Raw genomic sequence first — 22311 nt, 5'->3', positions numbered from 1 at the left:
AGCGTCCATGGCGGCATCCCCACGCAGAGCGTGGGAACGATCAATACGAGAACCAGAATGAGACTGTCCCGCTTCTTTATCGACGCCCCCTTGAGCCTCGGCGAGCATGAATTGCCAGAGGCCCAGGCGCACTACATCAGCCGCGTACTGCGCATGGCGGAGGGTGATGCGCTGCAAGTGTTCGACGGTTCAGGTCAGGAATTTCGCGGCACCCTGGCAGAAGTCGGCAAAAAGCGCGTGCGCGTGGCGTTGACGGAAAGCTTCACCGGGCAAATCGAATCGCCGTTACAGATTCATCTGGGCCAGGGCTTGTCTCGCGGCGAGCGGATGGACTGGGCGATTCAGAAAGCCACTGAACTGGGCGTAACTGAAATCACCCCGATCTTCAGTGACCGCTGCGAAGTCCGGCTCAAGGACGAACGCGCCGACAAACGCCTGCAACACTGGCGTCAGGTCGCTATCAGCGCCTGCGAACAATGCGGTCGTTCGCGAGTACCGGTGATCCACCCGCCCCTGTTGCTGGCCGACTGGCTCAAACAATCCGAGGCCGAGCTGAAACTGGTGCTGCACCCGGTGGCCGAGCCGCTGGTCAGCCATGCGAAACCGACGACACTGGCGTTCCTGATCGGCCCGGAAGGCGGGTTGTCGGACGTGGAAGTCGATCAGGCTCAAAGTGCCGGTTTCCATTCCGCCCGCCTCGGCCCGCGAGTGCTGCGCACCGAAACCGCGCCCGTGGTGGCGTTGGCCGTGGCTCAGCAGTTGTGGGGCGATTTCTAACGACCCAGCCATGATCGTTCCCACGTGAGCATGGGAACGATCACCGCTAAGGCTCCATCCCCAACTGATGCTTGACCAGTGCCAGCAGCTCTTTGCTATCGATTGGCTTGAGCAGAAAATCCACCACGCTCAAGTGCATGGCATCGATGACATCACGGGCTTTGGCGTCACCGGAAACGATGATGATCGGCAATGCCGCCCGTTCCGACTCCCGCACCTTGCTGACCAGCTCCAGGCCGTCGAGCCGCTGCATCCGCAGATCAGTGATGAGCAAACCGATCGACTTGTTCAACTCCAATAGTTTGAGTGCGCTTTCACCACTGGCTGCTGTCATGCAACGGATGCCGTCCAGAGCAAGAATCTCCGAAAGCAGGTCCCGCGCGTCCTTGTCATCATCGACGATCAGCACACGTTGTGCTGGCAAATCCGGTTCGTGCATGACTGCACTCAGCGCTTCACGCTCGGCATCGCTCAAAATATCGTGGTCGGACATAAATCTCTCTACACATGTTCAGATCAATCCCCTAGCACCATGGTCGGACATCGCTAAGCAGAGCTTAAATGTGCGCTTCGTCAGATAGTTTTCCAAGTGGGCTAACCAGCGCTTTTGCGCATTAATAGCGTAGGGCATTTCCGAAATCTCGCTTCGAGAACTGCGACCTAGACTTACGTCCAATGGGCACGCTTCGCGCAGGGGCCGACCATGGCAGTGACTCCGACAACAACAATTCGAAAAAGACTGCGGTAATGGTTATGAGTAAAGCGGATGCCTTCACCCAGGCCGGGAAAACAGCGGTGCTGCAGAACATCCAGGGCACCTTGCAGTTCCTTCAGCGTTTCCCGCCGTTCAATCAGATGGAACACGCGCACCTGGCCTATCTGGTCGAACAATGCCAACTACGCTTCTACGGTCCGGGCGAGAGCATCATCAAGCCCGCGGACGGACCGGTTGAGCATTTTTACATCGTCAAACAGGGCCGGGTGGTCGGCGAACGTCCGCACACGGCCAAGGGTGGCACTGAAACCACCTTCGAAATCACCACCGGCGAGTGTTTTCCCCTCGCCGCACTGCTGGGTGAGCGCGCGACCCGCACCGAACACCTGGCCGCCGAAGACACCTTTTGCCTGCAGTTGAACAAGCTGGCCTTCATCAAGCTGTTCGCCCTTTCCAGCCCGTTTCGCGACTTTGCCCTGCGCGGCGTCAGCAGTCTGCTCGATCAGGTCAACCAGCAAGTCCAGCAAAAAGCCGTGGAAACCCTCGGCACCCAGTACTCGCTCAATACCCGCCTCGGCGAATTGGCCATGCGCCATCCCGTGACCTGCAGCCCGGCGACCCCGCTGCGTGAAGCCGTGACCCTGATGCACGAGCAGCAGGTCGGCAGCATCGTGGTGGTCGATGAGCAGAAAGCCCCGCTGGGAATTTTCACCCTGCGCGACTTGCGTCAGGTGGTCGCCGATGGCACCAGTGACTTCAATCAGCCCATCGACCGGCACATGATCCACGCGCCGTTCTTCCTGACGCCGGACCACAGCGCGTTCGATGCGGCCATTGCCATGACCGAGCGGCACATCGCTCACGTCTGCCTGGTCAAGGACCAACGGTTGTGCGGCGTGGTCTCGGAACGCGACCTGTTTTCCCTGCAACGCGTCGATCTGGTGCACTTGGCACGCACCATTCGCAGCGCGCCACGGGTGGAAAACCTGGTGGCGATGCGTGGCGAAATCGGCCAACTGGTCGAGCGCATGCTCGCCCACGGCGCGTCCTCGACCCAAATCACCCACATCATCACCTTGCTCAACGATCACACCGTGTGCCGGGTCATCGAGTTGACGCTGGCCGATAAAGGCGATCCCGGCATACCGTTCAGCTGGCTGTGCTTCGGCAGCGAAGGCCGCCGCGAGCAGACACTGCACACCGATCAGGACAACGGCATTCTCTTCGAAGCGCGCGATGCGGTGCAGGCGGCCGAGATTCGCAGCAAGCTGTTACCGATCGCCCAGCAGATCAATCAGAGCCTGGCGCTCTGCGGCTTTACGCTGTGCAAGGGCAATATCATGGCTGGCAACCCGCAGCTGTGCTTGTCCCGTGCCGAATGGGCGCGGCGTTTCGCGGCGTTTATCCGCGAAGCAACGCCCGAGAATTTGCTCGGCTCGAGCATCTACTTCGACCTGCGGGTGGTCTGGGGCGATGAGCAAGGCTGTGAGCAATTGCGCCGAACGATTCTCCATCAGGTGGCAGACAATCGGCTGTTCCAGCGCATGCTGGCCATGAACGCCCTGCGCCAACGGCCGCCTGTCGGGCGTTTCCGCGAGTTCGTGCTGGCGAAAAAGAACGGTGAAAAAGCCACCCTTGACCTGAAAGTCCAGGGGCTGACCCCGTTTGTCGACGGTGCCCGGCTATTGGCGCTGGCCCATGGCATAGAGGTCAACAATACCCTGGAGCGCTTTCGTCAACTGGTGGCCAAAGAAGTCATCGACCCACTGGACGGTGCGGCCTATGAAGAGGCCTATCACTTCATCCAGCAAACCCGCATGCAGCAGCATCAGCGACAGACCCGTGAGAACCTGCCCTATTCCAATCGGGTCGATCCGGACAGCCTGAATCATCTGGACCGGCGCATCCTGCGCGAATCCCTGCGTCAGGCTCAACGCCTGCAAAGCAGCCTGACCCTGCGGTATCAGCTATGAAGCTGTTTTCCTGGCTGCGCCCCGCCGGGCCGGCATTGACGGCCGCGCAGCAACAACGCCTGAATCAACTGCCGAGTGTCCCGACGCTGGGCGAATGCAGCCTGCGCGAGCAACGCTGGGTGGTGGTCGACCTGGAAACCACCGGGTTGAACCTGAACAAGGACGTGGTGCTGTCGATCGGTGCCGTGGTGATCGAAGACGGCGCGATTGATTTCAGTCAGCAGTTCGAGCGAACCTTGCAGCGCAGCGACCATAAGCTCGGGCCTAGCGTGTTACTGCATGGCCTGGGCCCAAGCGCGATTGCCGCTGGCAGTGATCCGCGGGACGCGTTGCTGGATTTCATGGCGTTCGTCGGTGACAGTCCGTTGTTGGCGTTTCATGCGCCGTTCGACCAGCACATGCTCGGTCGCGCCTTGAAGGACAGTCTGGGTTATCGCTTGCAGCATCCGTTCCTCGACGTCGCCGACATGGCGCCGCTGCTGTGTCCACAGGCGCACATCCGCGAAGCCGGGCTGGACGACTGGATCAAGTGGTTCAAGCTGCAAGTCTTCGAGCGCCATAACGCCAGCGCCGACGCCATGGCCACGGCTGAGTTGGTGTTGATCCTGTTCAACCGCGCGCAAATGCAGCAGATTCACAGCCCACTGAATCTGCAACAGCGGTTGAGCCAGTGGAAACGCCGGCAGCAAAGCCATTCCTTCTAGGTGTTCAGCGTCTGGTCTGGCGTCATCACACCGTCAAACCCCTCGCCAGCCGCTCCGGAACTTACTAGGCTAGATCTCTGCCCCATGCCCCCTGAATACAGCCGAGGAATGTCCATGTCCGCCCCCAGCATGACCTTGTTCCATAACCCTGCTTCGCCTTACGTGCGCAAAGTGATGGTGCTGCTGCATGAAACCGGTCAACTGGACCGCGTGGCGCTGCAACACAGTCAATTGAGCCCGGTCAGCCCTGATGCCGCGTTGAACCAGGACAACCCGCTGGGCAAGATCCCGGCGCTGCGCCTGGACGACGGTAACGTGTTATACGACAGCCGGGTGATCCTCGAATACCTCGATCAGCAGCATGTCGGTAATCCGCTGATCCCTCGTGAAGGCACGGCGCGCTGGCGGCGCCTGACCCTTGCCGCACTGGCCGACGGGATCATGGACGCCGCGGTGCTGATCCGTTATGAACTCGCCCTGCGCGCCCCGGAGAAACACTGGGACCAGTGGCTCGACGCCCAGCGCGACAAGATCCGCCGGGCCTTGACGGTGCTGGAAGCCGACGCCATCGCCGAACTGACCAGCCATTTCGACGTCGCGGCCATCAGCGTTGCCTGCGCCCTTGGATATCTGGATTTGCGTCATCCGGACCTGGAGTGGCGCAAGAGCAATCCGCAACTCAGCGCCTGGTATGCCGAAGTAAGCCAGCGGCCGTCGATGCTGGCGACCCTACCGAAGGTTTAGCAGCACCGGCTGACCTGAGGGAGCGGGGCTTGCCGATAAGGGCATCACCCCGCTCCAACGTAAACAGCCCGGCAATCTGCATCGCCAACCATTCACCCTGCAACTGATCCTCGCGCAACCCCAGCGACCTACTCATACACCACCTCTGGCTTGGCGATCCTGCCCTGGCCAATCCCGTACCAGTCGAGTTTACGGGTCAGCACCATAAACACGCCCAGCAAGCCGAACAACAGCAGCGAGCCCATCAACAGCGCGTAATCCTCGGCACTCAACAAGCCGTAAAGCAAACCGTAGAGCGCCGCCAATCCCGCCGAAAAACTCAACCCGTGGCGCGCACTGCGCAGCACATGGCAAACATAGAAACCGATCAACAACACGCAGGCAGCGGCCGACAGCAGATACGCCAGGGCAAAGCCGATGTGCTCGGAGAGTGACAACAACAGCAGGTAGAAGAACGCCAGCGCCACGCCCACCAAGGCGTATTGAACCGGGTGTACCGCGAGGCTTTTCAGCACTTCGAAGAGAAAGAACCCGGCAAAGGTCAGCACGATAAACAGCAGCGCGTATTTGATCGCCCGATCGCTTTTGAGGTACTGATCCACCGGGTCGATAAAGCTGACGCCGAAACTGCGGCTTTTGAACTCTTCACAGCTGGAATGGGACAAGCAGCTATTGAGTGCCTCTTCCAGATTGGTGGAAAAGAACGAGGCCTGCCAATTGGCGCTGAAACCTTCAGCACTTATCTCACGCTGGGCCGGCAGGTAGTTGCCGATAAAGCTTGGATGCGGCCAGTTGGCTTTCAAACTGACTTTGCTGGTTTTACCCACCGGGGTGATCTGCAACTGACCGGTGCCTTGCAGACGCAGGTCAAAACCGAAGGCCAGTTCTGTGGCGTTGTTCGCATCCAGCACCGGCAGCCTGGCGTGCACGCCCTCGCCCAGCCAGTCCACTTGCGTACCCGGCACAAAGTCCAGGCTTTGGTCATCGAGTTCAAGCTTCAAGGCGTTTTCGATGCCACGAATATCGCTGATGCCCACGGCCAGGAACGGCTGGTCGAACTGGTAGTCGGAAAAGTCCTCCTTGATGCCCAGGTGCTCCGGGATAGAGAAGTGCCCGCTGATCCGGTTATCCGCGTGAAACAGCCGCGCCTCGTAAATGCCACGGGCGCGCAGTTCGGTTTGAACCTGACCATCGAGTTCGAAACGTTCAGGAAGGAAATACAGTCGCCCCCGTTCCTGAGTCGTTTCCTGATAACGCTCGCTGGTTTTTTCGTTGGTTTTCCAGGTCCTGACCACCTTGCGATACGGCACCACCATCAACGGCCCGCTCAATTGCTGGCTGTAGCTGGAACTACGGGCGATGTCCTCAAGGACACCGTTGCGCAGTTGCTGGCGGTCAAAAATCACCCCGCTGATCATCAGCAACGGGATCATCAACAGCACAATCAGAAGGGCAATTACCCCAAGTTTTATGGCCAAGCTGCGGTTCATGGGTTCTCTCCCTGTTCGAATGAGGGAGAGTCTGGAAGGTGGGTGTGAGGGTTTTATGGGGGAAATGTGGAGAGTGTGTGGAGAAAAGCCCTACTGACTGATCGTTCCCACGCTCTGTGTCACTGGACGCGGAGCGTCCCTAGAGGCGTTACCACGCAGAGCGTGGGAACGATCATCTGGGCAGACACAGCGTCACCTCGACGCCGCCCGGCACATTGCAGACATGCAACTCACCCCCATGCAACTTGACTACTTCTTCAACGAAGTTAAGCCCAAGGCCGGTACTTTTACGTCCACTGTCCGGGCGTGGCAGTGAATAGAAGCGTTCGCTCAAACGCCCCAGGGCGTAATCCGGAATCGATTCGGCCTGATTGAACAGTTTGAATTCGACCTGCTCGGCATGCCGTTCGGCGGTGAAGCGCAAGACGCCGTGGGACGGGGAGAAATCCAGAGCGTTCTCCAATAGATTGCCCAGTGCCTGACGCAGTAAGAACGGCTCGCCCAGCACATCCAGATCGGTTGAAATCTGCTTTTCGATCTTCAACTGCTTGCGCTCGATACGCGCATGCTGACCGCTGAGCAACTCATCGACCAATGCTGCCAACGGCACCGGTACACGCTCTTCCAGCCCTTGACGCTGTTCGACCTGCGCCAGGTTCAACAAGCGCTCGATCAACTGCTGCATCCGCGCACTTTCGCTGTCGATATTGCGGACAAAGCGCTGTTGTTGTGTTGCCGGCATCTCGCCTTGCAGCAACTCGGCGGCACCGCGAATCGCCGCCAACGGGCTCTTCAGTTCGTGGGTCAGTGTATGCACGTATCGTTCGACGTAAGCCTTGCCTTCCAGTTGCGTGCGCATGCGCTCCACCGCCGTGGCCAGTTGCTCCAGCTCTGCGCCGCGATAGTGCGGCAGCTCGGCCCGTCGACCTTCACTGACCGCCTGGGCGTAAGCGGTCAACTGCCGTAATGCGACACTCAGCCACCAGGACAACGCCGCACCGAACAACAAGCCGAGGCCGATCAACCCGGCGCCGTACCAAAGCAATCGACGTTCGGTGCGGTCGACGTAAGGCTGCAATGAGCTGTTGGGCTTGGCCACGGTGACCACGCCGATAATCTGCCCGTTATCGCGGATCGGTGCGCCAACGTGCATCACCGAAGAAGTGGCATCGTCAGCGATGCCGCGGGTCGAACGTGCGCCGTATTCGCCGCGCAAGGTCAGGTACACATCGTTCCAGCGCGAATAGTCCTGGCCCACTGCTACGCCGCTGGAATCCAGCACCACAATGCCCTTGGCATCCGTGACGTAGATACGGTGGTTGACCGAATTTTTTGGCAACCCCCAGATTATCGCCGCCGGCTGCCGCTCACCGTAAGCCTTGAGCAACTCGGGCCAGCGATTCTGGTTGAGGGTGCCAGCCTTGAAATCGTCACGCAGGATTTCGGCCATCAGATTGGCGGTGTCCACCAGCGTTTCTTCGGTGGACTGTCGAACGCCTGGACGGATTTCCTCCATCACCGTGTTGAGCACGAAGTAACCAGTCAGGCCGATGAACAGTACATAAACCAGGAAAATCCGGATTCCCAACGGCATCAGCTATTCCCCGGGCTGTAGCTGTAACCGAGGCCACGGTGAGTCTGGATCGGCTCCGCACTGGCAGCCACCAGACGCAACTTGGCGCGCAGGCTTTTGATGTGGCTGTCGATGCTGCGCTCGTAACCCGCATCGGCGGCGACCCCCAGCGCATCGAGCAATTGCTCGCGGCTGAAGACCCGCTCGGGTTGCTCCAGCAAACACTGCAACAGACGAAACTCGTGGCGAGTCAGGCCCAGGGGTTGACCGCGATAGCTGATCTGCACGCGATCAATGTCGACCTGGAACACGGCGCTGGACGACTCGTTCACCCCGCGCGGCGCCATGCGTTTGAGAATCGCCCGGACTCGCGCCGCAACTTCCCTAGGGCTGAATGGCTTGACGACGTAATCGTCGGCGCCGATCTCCAGCCCCACGATCCGATCGATCTCGCCGTCGCGGGCACTGAGGAACATCACCGGCACTTCGCTGAAGCGCCGCAACTGCTTACAGGTCTCGAAGCCGCTGATATCCGGAAGGCCGATATCCAGAATGATCAAGTCTGCAGGTGTCATGCGCTGATGCTCGAGCGCCGCCGCGCCGAGGCTCAACCACGTGGTGGTGAAGCCTTCGCCCTGCAAGGCAAAAATCAGCGTATCGGCAATTGCCGCTTCGTCTTCGACAATCAGGATATGAGGCATGGCATCCAAGCCCGGCAATTAAGTGGGCGAACGGTGCCCCAAGGCTGATTCGGCGTCAATCAGCAGTCAGGCTTATCCGCGACAAAGCGTCTGGCCGGGTTCACCGCCGCACCAAACTCACGTAATGCCTTGGCACCGATCAGCAGCGGGTAATTGAAACTGCTGCGGTCGGTCAGGTTGACCTCGACCGTGCGCTTGATGCTGCCCAGGCACAGTTCAAGCTCGACGACCGGACGCTTGGCGACGTCCGCCGTGTCCTTTTCATCTTCCTCGTCGGCGCGGCTTTTGATTTTGCTGATGCGCAAGACTTTGTGTTCGAAAACCTTGCTGCTCGCATCCTTGGTACCCAGACGGAAGCGCACCCAATCTTCGCCATTGCGGGTGAAGGTTTCGATGTCCTTGGCCGACAGGGAAGCCGTCAGCGCACCGGTATCCATCTTGGCCTTGAGGACCTGGCCACCGATTTCCGGCAGCTTGATGTATTCGTAACGACCATAAAGGGTCGGCTCGGCGGCCATGACCGGCAGGGCCACAAGGGCTAACAATGCGAGGATGGATTTCACGTAATGGATTCCCTGGGAGTAGGACGACGGGATTTTAGACCTTTGTTAACTCGATCGTTCCCATGCTCTGCGTGGGAACAATCAATCAACGGCAGTCGCGGGAGCATACCCAGACAAAAGTGAAACATTCGTCAGCCACCCGGATTTGGCCTCTGGGCCGAAGCTGCTTATCATTGCGCGCCCTTACGCTTCCAAGAGTTATTTATGCGCCGCCTGCTCACCGGCTGTTTCGTCACCTTGCTGCTGTTACTCAACACCCTGGTCCTGTTCGGCCCGTTGATGGTGTTTGCCCTGCTGAAACTGCTCTTGCCGGGGCGCTTTCGTGATGATGCCAGCGCGGCGGTGATGTGGATCGCCGAGACCTGGGCCGAAATCGACAAGCTGATTTTCGCCCTGTGCATCCCCACACAATGGGACATTCGCGGCGGCGAAGGCCTGCGGGTCGACACCTCTTATCTGGTGATCAGCAATCACCTGTCCTGGGTCGACATCCCGGCGCTGATCCAGACGCTCAACCGGCGCACGCCGTTCTTCAAGTTCTTCCTGAAGAAAGAGCTGATCTGGGTACCGTTTCTGGGCCTGGCCTGGTGGGCACTGGATTACCCGTTCATGAAGCGCTACAGCAAAGCTTTTCTGGCCCGGCACCCGGAACTGCACGGCAAGGACCTGGAGATCACCAAAGCCGCCTGCGAGCTGTTCAAGCGCCAGCCGGTGAGTGTGGTCAATTACCTCGAAGGCACTCGCTTCACGCCAGTCAAACGCACCGAACAGCAGTCGCCGTTCAAGCATTTGCTCAAGCCCAAGGCAGGCGGCGTGGCGTTTGTATTGGCGGCGCTGGGTGAACAGCTGGATGCGGTGCTCGATGTGACCGTGGCGTATCCACAGGCGAAGATTCCGGGTTTCTGGGACTTGATCAGCGGCGCGGTGCCAACGGTGATCATCGACATCAAGACCCGCGAGCTGGATCCGACGTTGTGGCAGGGTGATTACGAAAACGATCCGGCGTTTCGCCAAAGCGTCCAGAACTGGGTCAACCAGCTCTGGACCGAGAAAGACTCATGCATCGACGCCTTGCGCGCCGAGCGGGTTGAATCAGCCGCCGGCGCCCCAGATCCCGCCGAGGCTATTGAGTAGCGAACCGCCAACGCCCTGCTGACCGAGGTATTCCAGCAGGATCGGGGCAAACTGGCCGATCATGCCGCCGTCCATGCCCAGCGCGCTGAAGGCGCTGTTCAGGTCATTGGTGTTCTTCACGTTGTCCAGGTTGCCCAAGGCGCTGTCCAGAGGCGACGACTTGCCGGATGAGCCACCGAGCAGTCCGCCAAGCATACCCAGACCACCGTTACCCGACAGCATGCCCAGCCCCGGCGCGTCTTTAGTCAACTGCGAATAATCGGTCGAGCTCAACTGATTCTTCGCCAGCCCCAGCATGGCACCCGTGCCACCGATGGCCTGCTCCGGGGTCACGTCCAGCGCACTCAGCGCGCTCAGCAAGCCGGCGGTTTGTGACGTCGGTGCTGCGGCAGCCGTATTGTCGCCACCCTGCATGCCGGAAACGGCACCCGCCACATCGTTCAGGCTGAAGCCGGCAGCGAAGACCGGGCTGGTCGCCAGGGTCATGAGCGAAGCCAAAGCAAAACCGCGTGAAATCTTCATCGAAACCAACTCCTGAACCCTGAAAGCCACCCGAATGCGGGCGGAAAACTGCTGGTTTGACCGGAACGGGTCAGGCATTGTTCCGTGGCGACGCCAGCCTTTTTCAGCACTGCAACGATCCGGCGTTTCGCCAGAGCGTCCAGAACTGGGTCAACCAGCTCTGGACCGAGAAGGGCTCATGCATCGACGCCTTGCGCGCCGAGCAGGTTGAATCAGCCGCCGGCGCCCCAGATCCCGCCGAGGCTGTTGAGTAGCGAACCGCCAACACCCTGCTGACCGAGGTATTGCAGCAGGATCGGGGCAAACTGGCCGATCATGCCGCTGTCCATGCCCAACGCGGTGAAGGCGTTGTTCAGGTCACTGGTGTTCTTGACGTTGTCCAAGGCGCTGTCCAGGCCTGCCGACTTACCAGGCGAACCACCGAGCAGACCGCCCACGCCACCCAGGCTGCCCAATGCATTGCTGCCCGATAGCTGATCAAGACCCGGCACTTTATTGGTCAACTGGGAATAATCGGCCGCGCCCAACTGATTCTTCGCCAGCCCCAGCATGGCTCCCGTGCCACCAATCGCCTGCTCCGGTGTGACGTTCAGCGAACTCAGCGCACTCAACAAGCCTGCTGCCTGCGGGGTCGGTGCGGCGGCTGCCGTCTTGTCGCTGCCCTGCATACCGGACACGGCACCCGCCACATCGTTCAGGCTGAAGCCTGCGGCGAAGACCGGGCTGGTCGCCAGGGTCATGAGCGAAGCCAAAGCAAAACTGCGGGAAATCTTCATCGAAACCAACTCCTGAACCCTGAAAGCCACCTGCAATCAGGTGGCGGAAACCAGCCGTTTAACTGGTCGCGACATTAATTGTTCCCGGCCATTGTGCGCCGCACCGGCTTGCGTGAAATCTAGCCGAAAAATATTTTTCCTGCGCTGCATCCGATCTCCGGCCGACTGCGTATATCCGAAAAGCTAAGCGCTGACGCCGGCCCTGTAGATCAGGGCCGGCGTTGCCTTGAGGGCTGTCGCCGTGAATGGAACAACAACGCACCGTGAACTAACCTCAGCCTGCAACCGACAGCGCATACCAACCGGATTACTTGGAGAATGGTCATTTCCACCGCCGACGCCGAACCGCTCAGACAGTTACTCGTCCAATGTTCACTGGGTGACCGCCGTGCGTTCGAGACGCTCTACCGCAGCGTTGCACCACGCCTGCATAGCGTAGCGCTACGCTTCATGGGACGCAGCGACCTGGCCGAAGAAGTGCTGCAGGAAAGCTTCGTGCGCATCTGGAACAACGCCTCGCGCTACCAGGCGCATTTGTCGGCGCCAATGACCTGGATGATCAACATCACCCGCAACCAGGCCATCGACCAGTTACGCAAACACCGTGACCACCGCCTCAGCGAACCGGAAGAACAGACGCTGGTCGACGAAGCGCCCTCGGCCCAGGAGTTACTCAGCAGCGACCGTGAAGCCAGTGCGCTGAACCGCTGCCTCGAGACCCTTGAAGGCATGCAGCGTCAATCGATCACCGTGGCCTACTTTCAGGGCTTGTCCTGCGCGGAACTGGCCGATCATCTGGCGGCGCCCCTGGGCTCGGTCAAGTCCTGGATCCGCCGTGGCATGGAGCGCCTGCGCAGGTGCCTTGAATCATGAACTATCAATCCGGAAGCCTGCGCCGTGCCCTCGCCGCCGACTACGCAATTGGCCTGATGCCCGCCGCCGCGCGCCGCCGCTTCGAACAGCTACTGCTGGACGACGCCGAACTGCGCATCGAACTGGCCAAGTGGCAAGAAAGCCTGGCCAGCCTCAACGAACCGCTGGTGGCAGTGCCCGTGCCCGACCGGGTATGGACCGCCATCAATGCGCGGATCGAGCCGCAAGAACTGCACGTGCCGGCCAAACGTCCTTTCTGGAATTGGTTGCGCGTGACAGTGGCGGTCTGCTCGCTGCTGGTGGCAGTGACTCTTGGCATTCTCTACAACCGCGACAGCAGCCAGTACAGCGCCACCTTGCTCAGCGCCAGCGCGCAGCCTGCCTTGCGAATCAAGGCTCACGACGATTACCTGCAAGTCGAACCGCTGGCCCTGGCCGCCGTCGATCCCGGACGCAGCCTTGAGTTGTGGGCGATTCCAGCGGATGGCAAACCGATCTCGCTAGGCGTAATCCCGGCCGGCGGTAAAGGTCGAGTGGCGTTGAGCGATGAACAGCATGCGCTGCTGGGTAAACCGATAGCGCTGGCGGTCAGCCTTGAGCCTGAAGGCGGTTCGCCGACGGGCCAGCCGACCGGGCCGGTGTTGTATCAAGGGGCGTTGGCGGGGTTGTGAATCTGTTAACCCATCAACCATAAAAAAGGGCGACATCACTGTCGCCCTTTTTTCCGTCTTGCCCCAAGCCTTACGCCGCACTAAACAACTTGTGCGGGTCGATCACAAACTTCTTCGGTACGCCGGCATCGAATTCGCCGTAACCGCGTGGCGCGTCGTCGAGGCTGATGACTTCGACACCCACGATATCGGCAATCTTGATGCGGTCCCACATGATCGCCTGCATCAGTTGGCGGTTGTACTTCATGACCGGGGTCTGGCCGGTGTGGAAGCTGTGGGATTTGGCCCAGCCCAGACCGAAGCGGATGCTCAGGCTGCCCATTTTCGCGGCGGCATCGACTGCGCCCGGATCCTCTGTCACGTACAGGCCAGGGATACCGATTTTGCCGGCAACCCGAACCACGCCCATCAGCGAGTTGAGTACGGTGGCCGGTGCTTCGTGTTTCACGCCGGCATGGCCGTGACCACGGGCTTCGAAGCCCACGGCGTCGACGGCGCAATCCACTTCTGGCTCGCCCAACAATGCAGCGATCTGTTCGTGCAACGGGGTGTCCAGGGACAGGTCGGCGATTTCGAAACCCTGGGCCTTGGCGTGAGCCAGGCGGATCGGGTTGACGTCACCGATGATCACCACTGCCGCGCCCAGCAGGCGAGCGGAAGCGGCAGCCGCCAGACCCACTGGACCGGCGCCCGCGATGTACACGGTGCTGCCAGGGCCAACGCCGGCAGTCACTGCGCCGTGGTAACCGGTTGGCAGGATGTCGGAGAGGCAGGTCAGGTCACGGATTTTTTCCATGGCCCGGTCACGATCCGGCAGTTTCAGCAGGTTGAAGTCGGCATACGGCACCATCGCGTATTCGGCCTGGCCGCCGGTCCAGTCACCCATGTCGACATAACCATAGGCACCGCCCGGACGAGCCGGGTTAACACTGAGGCAGACACCGGTGTGCATTTCTTTGCAGGAACGGCAGCGCCCGCAAGCAACGTTGAACGGCACTGATACCAGGTCGCCGATTTTCAGGTTCTCGACATCACTGCCCTTCTCGATCACTTCACCGGTGATCTCGTGACCCAGTACCAGACCGGTTTGAGCCGTGGTGCGACCACGCACCATGTGCTGGTCGGAACCACAGATATTGGTGGATACCACACGCAGGATGACACCGTGTTCGATCTTCCTGCCGCGTGGGTCCTGCATTTTGGGATAGTCGATTTTCTGTACTTCGACCTTGCCAGCGCCGAGATACACCACACCACGATTACCAGACATGCTTTCACCTCGCTGTTGTTTTTATGTAGCGGTCGCATCGCCAGAAAACGGCGGCGCGTTGATTGCTCGGGTAGATCATTTGGGCAGTTAAAGAACAACCGTTCTGTTGGCGTTTAAAAACACTCGTCTTTCAATGTGATACCCCACCGCCCGGGCCAACGTCAGCCCCTCGATATCCCGGCCTTTGGCAATCAGGTCTTCGGGGTAATGGCTGTGATCCACCGCTTCCACGCCCTGGGCGATGATCGGGCCTTCGTCGAGGTCGTTGTTGATGTAGTGCGCCGTGGCGCCCACCAGTTTCACGCCCTTGTTGTACGCCTGGTGATACGGCTTGGCGCCTTTGAAACCGGGCAGCAACGAGTGGTGAATGTTGATCGCCTTACCATCGAGCTTGCGACACAGCTCCGGCGACAGCACTTGCATGTAGCGCGCAAGCACCACCAGTTCCGCACCGGAGTCTTCGATCACCTGCCAGACTTGCCGCTCTTGCGAGGGCTTGTCGTTCGGGTCGAGCGGGAAGTGGTAATAAGGAATGTCATGCCAATCAGCCAGCGGCTTGAGGTCCGGGTGGTTGGACACCACCGCGACTACATCCATCGCCAGTTGGCCGATGCGCTGGCGATAGAGCAAATCGTTGAGGCAGTGATCGGCCTTGGACACCATGATCACCACTTTTGGCCGGTGGTGCGGCGGAGTCAGTTCGAACACCATGCCGAACGCGTCGGTCCGTTCGGCCAGGCCTGTGCGGAATGCCTGTTCGTCGAAACTCGACGGCTGACGGAACTCCACGCGAATGAAGAAACGTGCAGACAGCCGATCATCGAAGGAGTGGTGCTCGGTGACGTAGCAACCCTGTTCGAACAAAAAGCGGGTCACCGCATCCACCGTGCCCAGGACGCTTGGGCAATGGGCAGTCAAAATCCATGTGTCTGGGGCGCGGCTCATAGTGCGGTGACTCCTCGTTTACTGATCGTTCCCACGCGGAGCGTGGGAACGATCATCAGTGTCAGGCCTGAACGCTAAGGCCATACTCAGCAGCCGCATCCTGCAACCACAGCCACCAGTAATCCGAGAAGCTGCGACGGATCAGCAGTTCCCAGGTGTCTTCAGCGGTGTGGCGGATCACCAGTTGCGACTTGGCGAACACGGTGCCCACGGCTTTGCCCACCGGAAAGTTGTTGGGGTGTACGTCGTAGCTGGTGGACTTCATCAGCACTTCGCGGACTTTCGGGCCGCTCAGTTCAAGAATCTGCTGGCCGCCGCTGACGTTGACGATAGCGATATGCAGATCGCCCAAGGCTTCACGCAGTTTCTTCTCGGCGGCAAATTCTTCGCCGCTCGGCACGATCAGCAGCCACTCGTCCGGGCCCATCCATTGCAGGCTGGTTTCGCCTTTGGCGACCACGGTCAGCGCGACCGGCAGTTCAAGGCCCAGGGCCTTGTGCACGCCAGCAGCGAATGCCGGGTTGTGGGCATCGCCACGAAGGGTCAGGTGACCCAGGAGTTTTTTCTCACGCACGGTGACACCGGCGTTTTTACGGCCCTTGCCCACCAGGCTTTGCAGGCCCGCGTGGTGCAGCGACGACTCGGCCTTTGCCCCAGTGGTCGGGCGCTGTTGGTAAACGTTGGCTGTGGTCATAAAGCACCTGTCTTGAATTCTGTTGATTCCGGCCCTTGTGGTGGCTGTTCTGCCGTCTTCGCGAGCAGGCTCGCTCCCACAAGGGTTACGCGATCTCCTGTGGGAGCGAGCGTGCTCGCGATGCAGTCAACGCGGTGCAGCTGCCACCCCACAGGATTCGAGGCCACTAGATGTTCTGGCGATCGCCTTTCGGATCGAAGAACACCGAAGAAACGATTTCCGCTTCGATCACGCTGCCATCGGCCAACGGCGCGAACACGCGCTCGCCGATACGCTTCAAGCCGCCTTTGACCACACCCATGGCAAACGAATAGCCAAGGGAGTTGTGGGCGTAGCTGGAGGTCACGTGACCGACCATGCTCATCGGGATCGTTTGCTTGGTGTTGAACACCAGTTGCGCGCCTTCCGGCAGCCATTTGGTCGGGTCGATCGGCTTGAGGCCGACCAACTGTTTGCGCTGATCACGCACACAGTCTTCACGGTTCATGCCACGCCAGCCGATCCACGAGAACGGTTTGGTGCGACCGACGCACCAGCCCATGTTCAGGTCGTCCGGGGTCATCGAGCTGTCAGTATCCTGGCCGACGATGATGAAACCCTTCTCGGCCCGCAGGACGTGCATGGTTTCAGTGCCATACGGCGTCAGGTTGTACTTCTTGCCCGCCTCGACGATTTTTTCCAGAACGCCCATGGCGTAGTCGGCCTGCACGTTGACTTCGTACGACAGCTCACCGGTAAACGAAATCCGGAACACCCGCGCCGGTACACCGCCCACCAAACCTTCTTTCCAGGTCATGAACGGGAAGCCGTCCCTGTCCAGATCGATGTCGGTGACTTCGCTGAGCAGCTTGCGGCTGTTTGGCCCGGACAGGGTCATGGTCGCCCAGTGGTCGGTAACCGAGGTGAAGTACACCTTCAGGTCTGGCCATTCGGTCTGGTGGTAGATTTCCAGCCATTGCAGCACGCGCGCAGCGCCGCCGGTGGTGGTGGTCATCACGAAGTGGTTGTCGGCGAGGCATGCGGTAACGCCGTCGTCGAAGACCATCCCGTCTTCTTTACACATCAGGCCATAGCGAGCCTTGCCCACATCGAGTTTGGTCCAGGCGTTGGTGTAGACGCGGTTGAGGAACTCACGCGCATCCGGGCCTTGAATGTCGATCTTGCCGAGTGTCGAGGCATCCAGCAGGCCAACGCTTTCACGCACGGCCAGGCATTCGCGTTTCACTGCGGCATGCAGGTCTTCACCGTTTTTCGGGAAGTACCAAGGACGTTTCCACTGACCGACGTCTTCGAACTCGGCGCCGTTCTTCACGTGCCAGGCGTGCAGTGCGGTGTAACGCACTGGCTCGAAGATGTGCCCACAGTGACGACCGGCTACCGCGCCGAAAGTCACCGGCGTGTAGTTCGGGCGGAACATGGTGGTGCCCATCTGCGGGATGGTCACGTTCAGCGAACGAGCGGCGATGGCCAGACCGTTGACGTTGCCGAGCTTGCCCTGGTCAGTACCGAAGCCCAGTGCGGTGTAACGCTTGACGTGCTCGACCGACTCGAAGCCCTCGCGGGTCGCCAGTTCGATGGCGGCAGCGGTGACGTCGTTCTGCAGGTCGACGAATTGCTTCGGCGCACGTGCGGTAGCCTTCTCATGCGGCACCTGGAACAGCGCCAGAGTCGGCTCTTCGACACGGCTCAGGGCTTTTGGCAGGACGCCTTCGACCGCTTTGAAGCCGGCTTCGCTGGCCGCGCGCACGCCGCCTTCAAAACCGTCGGCCAGGGAATCGCCGAGGCTGTAGACGCCATTGATGCCGCCAACGCAGACGCGTTTTTGCGGTGCTTCGCCGGGGATGAAACCGAGGATGTCTTCACGCCAAATTGGTTTACCGCCCAAGTGCGACGCCAGGTGAACCACCGGGCTGTAGCCGCCGGAACTGGCAACCAGATCGCATTCAAGCCATTCGCCAGGGCTGGTGACGGTGTGCGCCTTGACGTCGATCGCGGCAACACGAGCGGCGGAGACGCGCTTGCTGCCGCGTGCTTCGATGACGGCGCTGCCGGTCAGGATGCGAATGCCTTTGGCGCGTGCTTCTTCTACCAGCGCACCGCGAGGATTGCTCCGCGCATCGGCGATGGCCACCACTTGCAGGCCGGCGTCGAGCCAGTCCAGCGCCACGCGGTAGGCGTGATCGTTGTTGGTCGACAGCACCAGTTTCTTGCCCGGTGCGACGCCGTAACGGCGGATATAAGTCGAGACGGCACCGGCGAGCATGTTGCCCGGTACGTCGTTGTTGCCGTAGACCAGTGGACGCTCGTGAGCCCCCGTCGCCAGCACTACACGCTTGGCGCGAACCCGGTGGATGCGCTGACGAACCTGGCCAATCGGTGCGCGGTCGCCGAGGTGATCGGTGAGGCGTTCGTGAATGGTCAGGAAGTTGTGGTCGTGGTAACCGTTGACGGTCGCACGAGGCAACAGCAGCACGTCCGGCAAACCTTTGAGTTCAGCGATAACGCTGGCCACCCATTCAGTCGCCGGTTTGCCGTCGAGGCTTTCACGGGAATCGAGCAGGCTGCCGCCAAACTCTTCCTGTTCATCGGCCAGAATCACTCGGGCGCCGCTGCGCGCAGCTGCCAGGGCAGCCGCCAGACCGGCCGGGCCACCGCCGACGATCAGCACGTCGCAGTGCTGGTTCATGTAGTCGTAGGTGTCCGGATCGTTTTCGGTCGGCGAACGGCCAAGACCTGCGGCCTTACGAATGTACTTCTCGTAGGTCATCCAGAACGATTGCGGGTACATGAAGGTTTTGTAGTAGAAACCCGGTGGCATCAGCTTGCCGCCGACCTTGCCGAGAATCCCCATCATGTCGTTGTTCACGCTCGGCCAGCCGTTGGTGCTGGTGGCGACGAGACCCTGGTACAGCGCCTGTTGAGTGGCGCGCACGTTAGGAATTTGCGTGGCTTCGGTGGCACCGATCTGCAGCACGGCGTTCGGCTCTTCGGCGCCTGCGGCGAAGATCCCGCGAGGACGCGAATACTTGAAACTGCGACCGATGATGTCGACGCCGTTGGCCAGCAATGCAGCGGCCAGGGAGTCACCTTCAAAGCCTTTGTAGCTCTGGCCGTTGAAGGTGAAGCTCAGGACTTTGTTGCGGTCGATCCGTCCACCGTTGGACAGGCGATTGATCTGGCTCATACCTTCGCTCCCAGAGCCTGCGCGGCCGCTTTCGGACTTTCAGTCTTGTCGGTGAACTGTGGCTTGGTGCCGATCTTGTAGGTTTCAAGAATCTCGTAGGTCACGGTGTCACGGGTGGCGTTGAAATACTGACGGCAACCGGCGACGTGATCCCACAGCTCATGGTGCAAGCCGCGAGGGTTATCGCGGAAGAACATGTAGTCGCCCCACTCCTCGTCGGTGCAGGTGTTCGGGTCCAGTGGGCGCGGGATATGCGCCTGGCCGGATGCATGGAATTCCTCTTCAGAGCGCAGCTCGCCGCAGTGAGGACAGAAGATGTGCAACATAGGAAATTTCTCCTGTTAGTGGGCGACGGCAGCAGCGCCGTGTTCATCGATCAACGCACCGTTGTGGAAACGGTCGATGGAGAAAGGTGCAGCCAATGGGTGCATTTCACCCTTGGCAAGACTGGCGGCAAACACGTTGCCCGAGCCTGGAGTTGCTTTGAAACCACCAGTGCCCCAACCGCAGTTGAAGAACATGTTCGGCACCGGTGTTTTCGAGATGATCGGGCATGCGTCCGGCGTGGTGTCGACGATGCCGCCCCACTGGCGGTTCATGCGTACGCGGGACAAGACCGGGAACATCTCGACGATGGCCTGGATGGTGTGCTCGATCACCGGGTACGAACCGCGCTGGCCGTAGCCGTTGTAACCGTCGATACCGGCACCGATTACCAGGTCGCCCTTGTCGGACTGGCTGATGTAACCGTGTACGGCGTTGGACATGATCACGCTGTCGATAATCGGTTTGATCGGCTCGGACACCAGCGCTTGCAGTGGGTGCGATTCGATCGGCAGACGGAAACCGGCCAGTTTGGCCATGTGCCCGGAGTTACCCGCCGTGACCACGCCGACGCGCTTGGCGCCGATGAAGCCCTTGTTGGTTTCAACGCCGATGCACACGCCGTTTTCCTTGCGGAAACCGATCACTTCGGTCTGCTGGATCAGGTCCACGCCCAAGGCATCGGCCGCACGGGCAAAGCCCCAGGCCACGGCATCGTGACGGGCCACGCCGCCGCGACGCTGGACGGTAGCGCCCATCACCGGGTAGCGCGTATTTTTCGAGCAGTCGAGGTATGGAATCTCGTCAGCCACTTGCTGAGCGGTCAACAGTTCGCCATCGACGCCGTTAAGGCGGTTGGCGCTGACCCGACGCTCGGAATCACGAATATCCTGCAGGGTGTGGCACAGGTTGTAGACGCCACGCTGGGAGAACATCACGTTGTAGTTCAGGTCCTGGGACAGACCTTCCCAGAGTTTCATCGCGTGTTCGTACAGGTGCGCCGATTCGTCCCACAGGTAGTTGGAACGCACGATGGTGGTGTTGCGCGCGGTGTTACCGCCGCCCAGCCAGCCCTTCTCGACCACGGCCACGTTAGTGATGCCGTGTTCCTTGGCCAGGTAGTAGGCGGTCGCCAGACCATGCCCGCCGCCGCCGACGATGACCACGTCGTAGACTTTTTTCGGAGTCGGCGTGCGCCACATCCGCTGCCAGTTTTCGTGGTGGCTGAGGGAGTGTTTGAAGAGGCCGAAGCCTGAGTAGCGTTGCATAGTCATTTACTCCAAAACCGCGCTCAGCGATAAACCGGGAAGTCTGCGCACAGGGCTGCCACATGCTTGGCAACATTGGCCTCGACATCGGCGTCGCCGAGGTTGTCGAGGATGTCGCAGATCCAGCCGGCCAGTTCAACGCACTGGGTAACCTTGAAGCCGCGGGTGGTGACCGCCGGGGTGCCAATACGCAGGCCGGAGGTGACAAACGGCGATTGTGGATCGTTCGGTACGGCGTTCTTGTTCACGGTGATGTGGGCACGACCCAAAGCGGCGTCGGCTTCCTTACCGGTCAGGCCCTGACGGATCAGGCTCACCAGGAACAGGTGGTTATCAGTACCGCCGGACACTACATCGTAGCCACGTTTGATGAAAACGCCGGCCATTGCCTGGGCGTTGTCGATCACTTGTTGCTGATAGACCTTGAAGCCCGGCTCCAGCGCTTCCTTGAAGCACACGGCCTTGGCGGCGATCACGTGCATCAGCGGGCCGCCCTGGGCACCCGGGAAAACGGCCGCGTTGAGCTTCTTCTCGATTTCTTCGTTGGACTTGGCCAGGATCAGGCCGCCACGTGGACCACGCAGGGTCTTGTGAGTGGTGGTGGTCACCACATCAGCGTACGGCAGCGGGTTCGGGTACAAACCGGCAGCCACCAGACCGGCGACGTGCGCCATGTCGACGAACAGCAGCGCACCGACTTTGTCGGCGATCTGACGGAAACGCGGGAAGTCCAGAGTCTTGGAGTAAGCCGAGAAGCCGGCGACGATCATCTTCGGCTTGCATTCGACGGCCAGACGCTCGACTTCGTCGTAGTCGATCAGGCCGGTTTTGGTGTCGATGCCGTACTGCACGGCGTTATACAGCTTGCCCGAGGACGACACCTTGGCGCCGTGGGTCAGGTGACCACCGTGGGCCAGGCTCATGCCGAGGATCGTGTCGCCAGGCTGGATCAGAGCCAGGTACACAGCACTGTTGGCCGAAGAGCCGGAGTGCGGCTGGACGTTGGCGTAGTCGGCACCGAACAGCAGTTTGGCGCGTTCGATGGCCAGGGCTTCAACCTTGTCGACATGCTCGCAGCCGCCGTAGTAGCGCTTGCCCGGATAACCTTCGGCGTATTTGTTGGTCAGGCCACTGCCTTGCGCTTCCATGACGCGTTTGCTGGTGTAGTTCTCTGACGCGATCAGCTCGATGTGATCTTCCTGGCGCAGCTCTTCGGCATTCATCGCCGCCAGCAGTGCATCGTCGTAACCCTTGATCTGGTCTTGCTTGCTGAACATCGCGTCTCTCCCAGCGGCGGCTTGTGCGCCTTTCGTCTCGGTGAGGCACGTACCTTACGGCAGTGCCCTTTGGATGCGATGGTATGGCCGGCGCAGACAGGTCAAATGCCTATGGACGCCACGTAAAGGTGCG

20 protein-coding genes and 2 pseudogenes are annotated in these 22311 nt (G+C 60.3%); 8 read left to right on the top strand and 14 right to left on the bottom strand.

The window, feature by feature from the left end; all coding sequences use genetic code 11:
• Positions 1–57 precede the first annotated feature (57 nt).
• Positions 58–777, top strand: coding sequence for a 16S rRNA (uracil(1498)-N(3))-methyltransferase (locus tag FPT12_RS01860; RefSeq protein WP_145014382.1), 720 nt, complete (start codon positions 58–60; stop codon positions 775–777).
• 46 nt (positions 778–823) lie between these two features.
• Here the strand turns inward: FPT12_RS01860 and FPT12_RS01855 are convergent, their stop codons facing one another.
• A complete protein-coding gene (locus FPT12_RS01855; RefSeq protein ID WP_145014381.1) occupies positions 824–1270 on the bottom strand; it encodes a response regulator in 447 nt (148 codons plus the stop codon).
• A gap of 254 nt (positions 1271–1524) precedes the next feature.
• Between FPT12_RS01855 and FPT12_RS01850 the strand changes: the two genes are divergently transcribed.
• The 3 genes from FPT12_RS01850 (at position 1525) to FPT12_RS01840 (ending at position 4913) form a co-directional block, all read left to right on the top strand.
• A complete protein-coding gene (locus FPT12_RS01850) occupies positions 1525–3465 on the top strand; it encodes a putative nucleotidyltransferase substrate binding domain-containing protein (protein WP_145014380.1) in 1941 nt (646 codons plus the stop codon).
• Positions 3462–4169 carry a PolC-type DNA polymerase III gene (locus FPT12_RS01845; protein WP_145014379.1) on the top strand — a complete coding sequence of 236 codons (708 nt, stop codon included), beginning with the start codon at positions 3462–3464 and terminating at the stop codon, positions 4167–4169. Before FPT12_RS01850 ends, FPT12_RS01845 begins: the two co-directional genes overlap by 4 nt.
• Positions 4170–4283: 114 nt before the next feature.
• The gene (locus tag FPT12_RS01840) at positions 4284–4913 is read left to right on the top strand and encodes a glutathione S-transferase (RefSeq protein WP_145014378.1); all 630 of its coding nucleotides are present in this window, start codon (positions 4284–4286) and stop codon (positions 4911–4913) included.
• Positions 4914–5041: 128 nt separating this feature from the next.
• Here the strand turns inward: FPT12_RS01840 and creD are convergent, their stop codons facing one another.
• The 4 genes from creD to FPT12_RS01815 form a co-directional block, all read right to left on the bottom strand.
• On the bottom strand, positions 5042–6403 hold the full coding sequence (gene creD, locus FPT12_RS01830) for a cell envelope integrity protein CreD (RefSeq protein WP_145014376.1): 1362 nt from the start codon (positions 6401–6403) through the stop codon (positions 5042–5044).
• Positions 6404–6575: 172 nt separating this feature from the next.
• The gene (gene creC / locus FPT12_RS01825) at positions 6576–7997 is read right to left on the bottom strand and encodes a two-component system sensor histidine kinase CreC (protein ID WP_145014375.1); all 1422 of its coding nucleotides are present in this window, start codon (positions 7995–7997) and stop codon (positions 6576–6578) included.
• The gene (creB, locus tag FPT12_RS01820) at positions 7997–8677 is read right to left on the bottom strand and encodes a two-component system response regulator CreB (RefSeq protein WP_145014374.1); all 681 of its coding nucleotides are present in this window, start codon (positions 8675–8677) and stop codon (positions 7997–7999) included. The genes creC and creB overlap by 1 nt, the downstream gene beginning before the upstream one ends.
• 59 nt (positions 8678–8736) lie before the next feature.
• Positions 8737–9240 (bottom strand): ATP-dependent zinc protease, encoded by a 504-nt coding sequence (locus tag FPT12_RS01815; RefSeq protein ID WP_145014373.1) that lies wholly within the window; start codon positions 9238–9240, stop codon positions 8737–8739.
• A 204-nt stretch (positions 9241–9444) separates the two neighbouring features.
• On the opposite strand from FPT12_RS01815, the gene FPT12_RS01810 reads away from it, so the two are divergent.
• A complete protein-coding gene (locus tag FPT12_RS01810) occupies positions 9445–10374 on the top strand; it encodes an acyltransferase (RefSeq protein WP_145014372.1) in 930 nt (309 codons plus the stop codon).
• Here the strand turns inward: FPT12_RS01810 and FPT12_RS01805 are convergent.
• Positions 10333–10896 (bottom strand): DUF2780 domain-containing protein, encoded by a 564-nt coding sequence (locus tag FPT12_RS01805; RefSeq protein ID WP_123581236.1) that lies wholly within the window; start codon positions 10894–10896, stop codon positions 10333–10335. The two genes, FPT12_RS01810 and FPT12_RS01805, sit on opposite strands and share 42 nt — an antisense overlap.
• 74 nt (positions 10897–10970) lie before the next feature.
• Between FPT12_RS01805 and FPT12_RS27855 the strand changes: the two are divergent.
• Positions 10971–11150, top strand: a pseudogene (locus FPT12_RS27855) (acyltransferase); the annotation flags it as partial.
• Here FPT12_RS27855 and FPT12_RS01795 read toward each other — a convergent pair.
• Complete coding sequence (locus FPT12_RS01795; protein ID WP_145014371.1) at positions 11109–11672, bottom strand: DUF2780 domain-containing protein; 564 nt, start codon at positions 11670–11672, stop codon at positions 11109–11111. The pseudogene FPT12_RS27855 and the gene FPT12_RS01795 overlap by 42 nt on opposite strands.
• Before the next feature lie 241 nt (positions 11673–11913).
• Here FPT12_RS01795 and FPT12_RS01790 point away from each other — a divergent pair.
• Positions 11914–12545 (top strand): annotated as a pseudogene (locus FPT12_RS01790) (sigma-70 family RNA polymerase sigma factor).
• Complete coding sequence (locus tag FPT12_RS01785; RefSeq protein ID WP_145014369.1) at positions 12542–13216, top strand: anti-sigma factor domain-containing protein; 675 nt, start codon at positions 12542–12544, stop codon at positions 13214–13216. The pseudogene FPT12_RS01790 and the gene FPT12_RS01785 overlap by 4 nt, the downstream one beginning before the upstream one ends.
• 70 nt (positions 13217–13286) lie before the next feature.
• On the opposite strand, the gene fdhA is transcribed toward FPT12_RS01785, so the two are convergent.
• The 7 genes from fdhA to glyA all read right to left on the bottom strand — a co-directional run bounded on the left by fdhA (position 13287) and on the right by glyA (position 22178).
• Positions 13287–14486, bottom strand: a complete 1200-nt coding sequence (gene fdhA, locus FPT12_RS01780) for a formaldehyde dehydrogenase, glutathione-independent (protein ID WP_095147197.1) — start codon at positions 14484–14486, stop codon at positions 13287–13289.
• A gap of 87 nt (positions 14487–14573) precedes the next feature.
• Positions 14574–15431 carry a formyltetrahydrofolate deformylase gene (purU, locus tag FPT12_RS01775; protein ID WP_145014368.1) on the bottom strand — a complete coding sequence of 286 codons (858 nt, stop codon included), beginning with the start codon at positions 15429–15431 and terminating at the stop codon, positions 14574–14576.
• A 61-nt stretch (positions 15432–15492) separates the two neighbouring features.
• The gene (locus FPT12_RS01770; RefSeq protein ID WP_145014367.1) at positions 15493–16125 is read right to left on the bottom strand and encodes a sarcosine oxidase subunit gamma; all 633 of its coding nucleotides are present in this window, start codon (positions 16123–16125) and stop codon (positions 15493–15495) included.
• 166 nt (positions 16126–16291) lie between these two features.
• Positions 16292–19309: a sarcosine oxidase subunit alpha gene (locus FPT12_RS01765; protein ID WP_145014366.1), complete on the bottom strand. Its 3018-nt coding sequence runs from the start codon at positions 19307–19309 to the stop codon at positions 16292–16294.
• Positions 19306–19635, bottom strand: coding sequence for a sarcosine oxidase subunit delta (locus tag FPT12_RS01760; RefSeq protein WP_071553034.1), 330 nt, complete (start codon positions 19633–19635; stop codon positions 19306–19308). Before FPT12_RS01760 ends, FPT12_RS01765 begins: the two co-directional genes overlap by 4 nt.
• 15 nt (positions 19636–19650) lie before the next feature.
• Positions 19651–20901: a sarcosine oxidase subunit beta gene (locus FPT12_RS01755; protein WP_071553033.1), complete on the bottom strand. Its 1251-nt coding sequence runs from the start codon at positions 20899–20901 to the stop codon at positions 19651–19653.
• 23 nt (positions 20902–20924) lie between these two features.
• Positions 20925–22178, bottom strand: a complete 1254-nt coding sequence (gene glyA, locus FPT12_RS01750) for a serine hydroxymethyltransferase (RefSeq protein ID WP_145014365.1) — start codon at positions 22176–22178, stop codon at positions 20925–20927.
• Between the last annotated feature and the right edge of the window lie 133 nt (positions 22179–22311).

Source organism: Pseudomonas sp. H3(2019) (genome assembly GCF_007713465.1).
Classification (GTDB): domain Bacteria; phylum Pseudomonadota; class Gammaproteobacteria; order Pseudomonadales; family Pseudomonadaceae; genus Aquipseudomonas.
The sequence above is the reverse complement of the archived record's forward strand: the minus strand, read 5'-3'. Positions and strand labels throughout refer to the sequence as shown.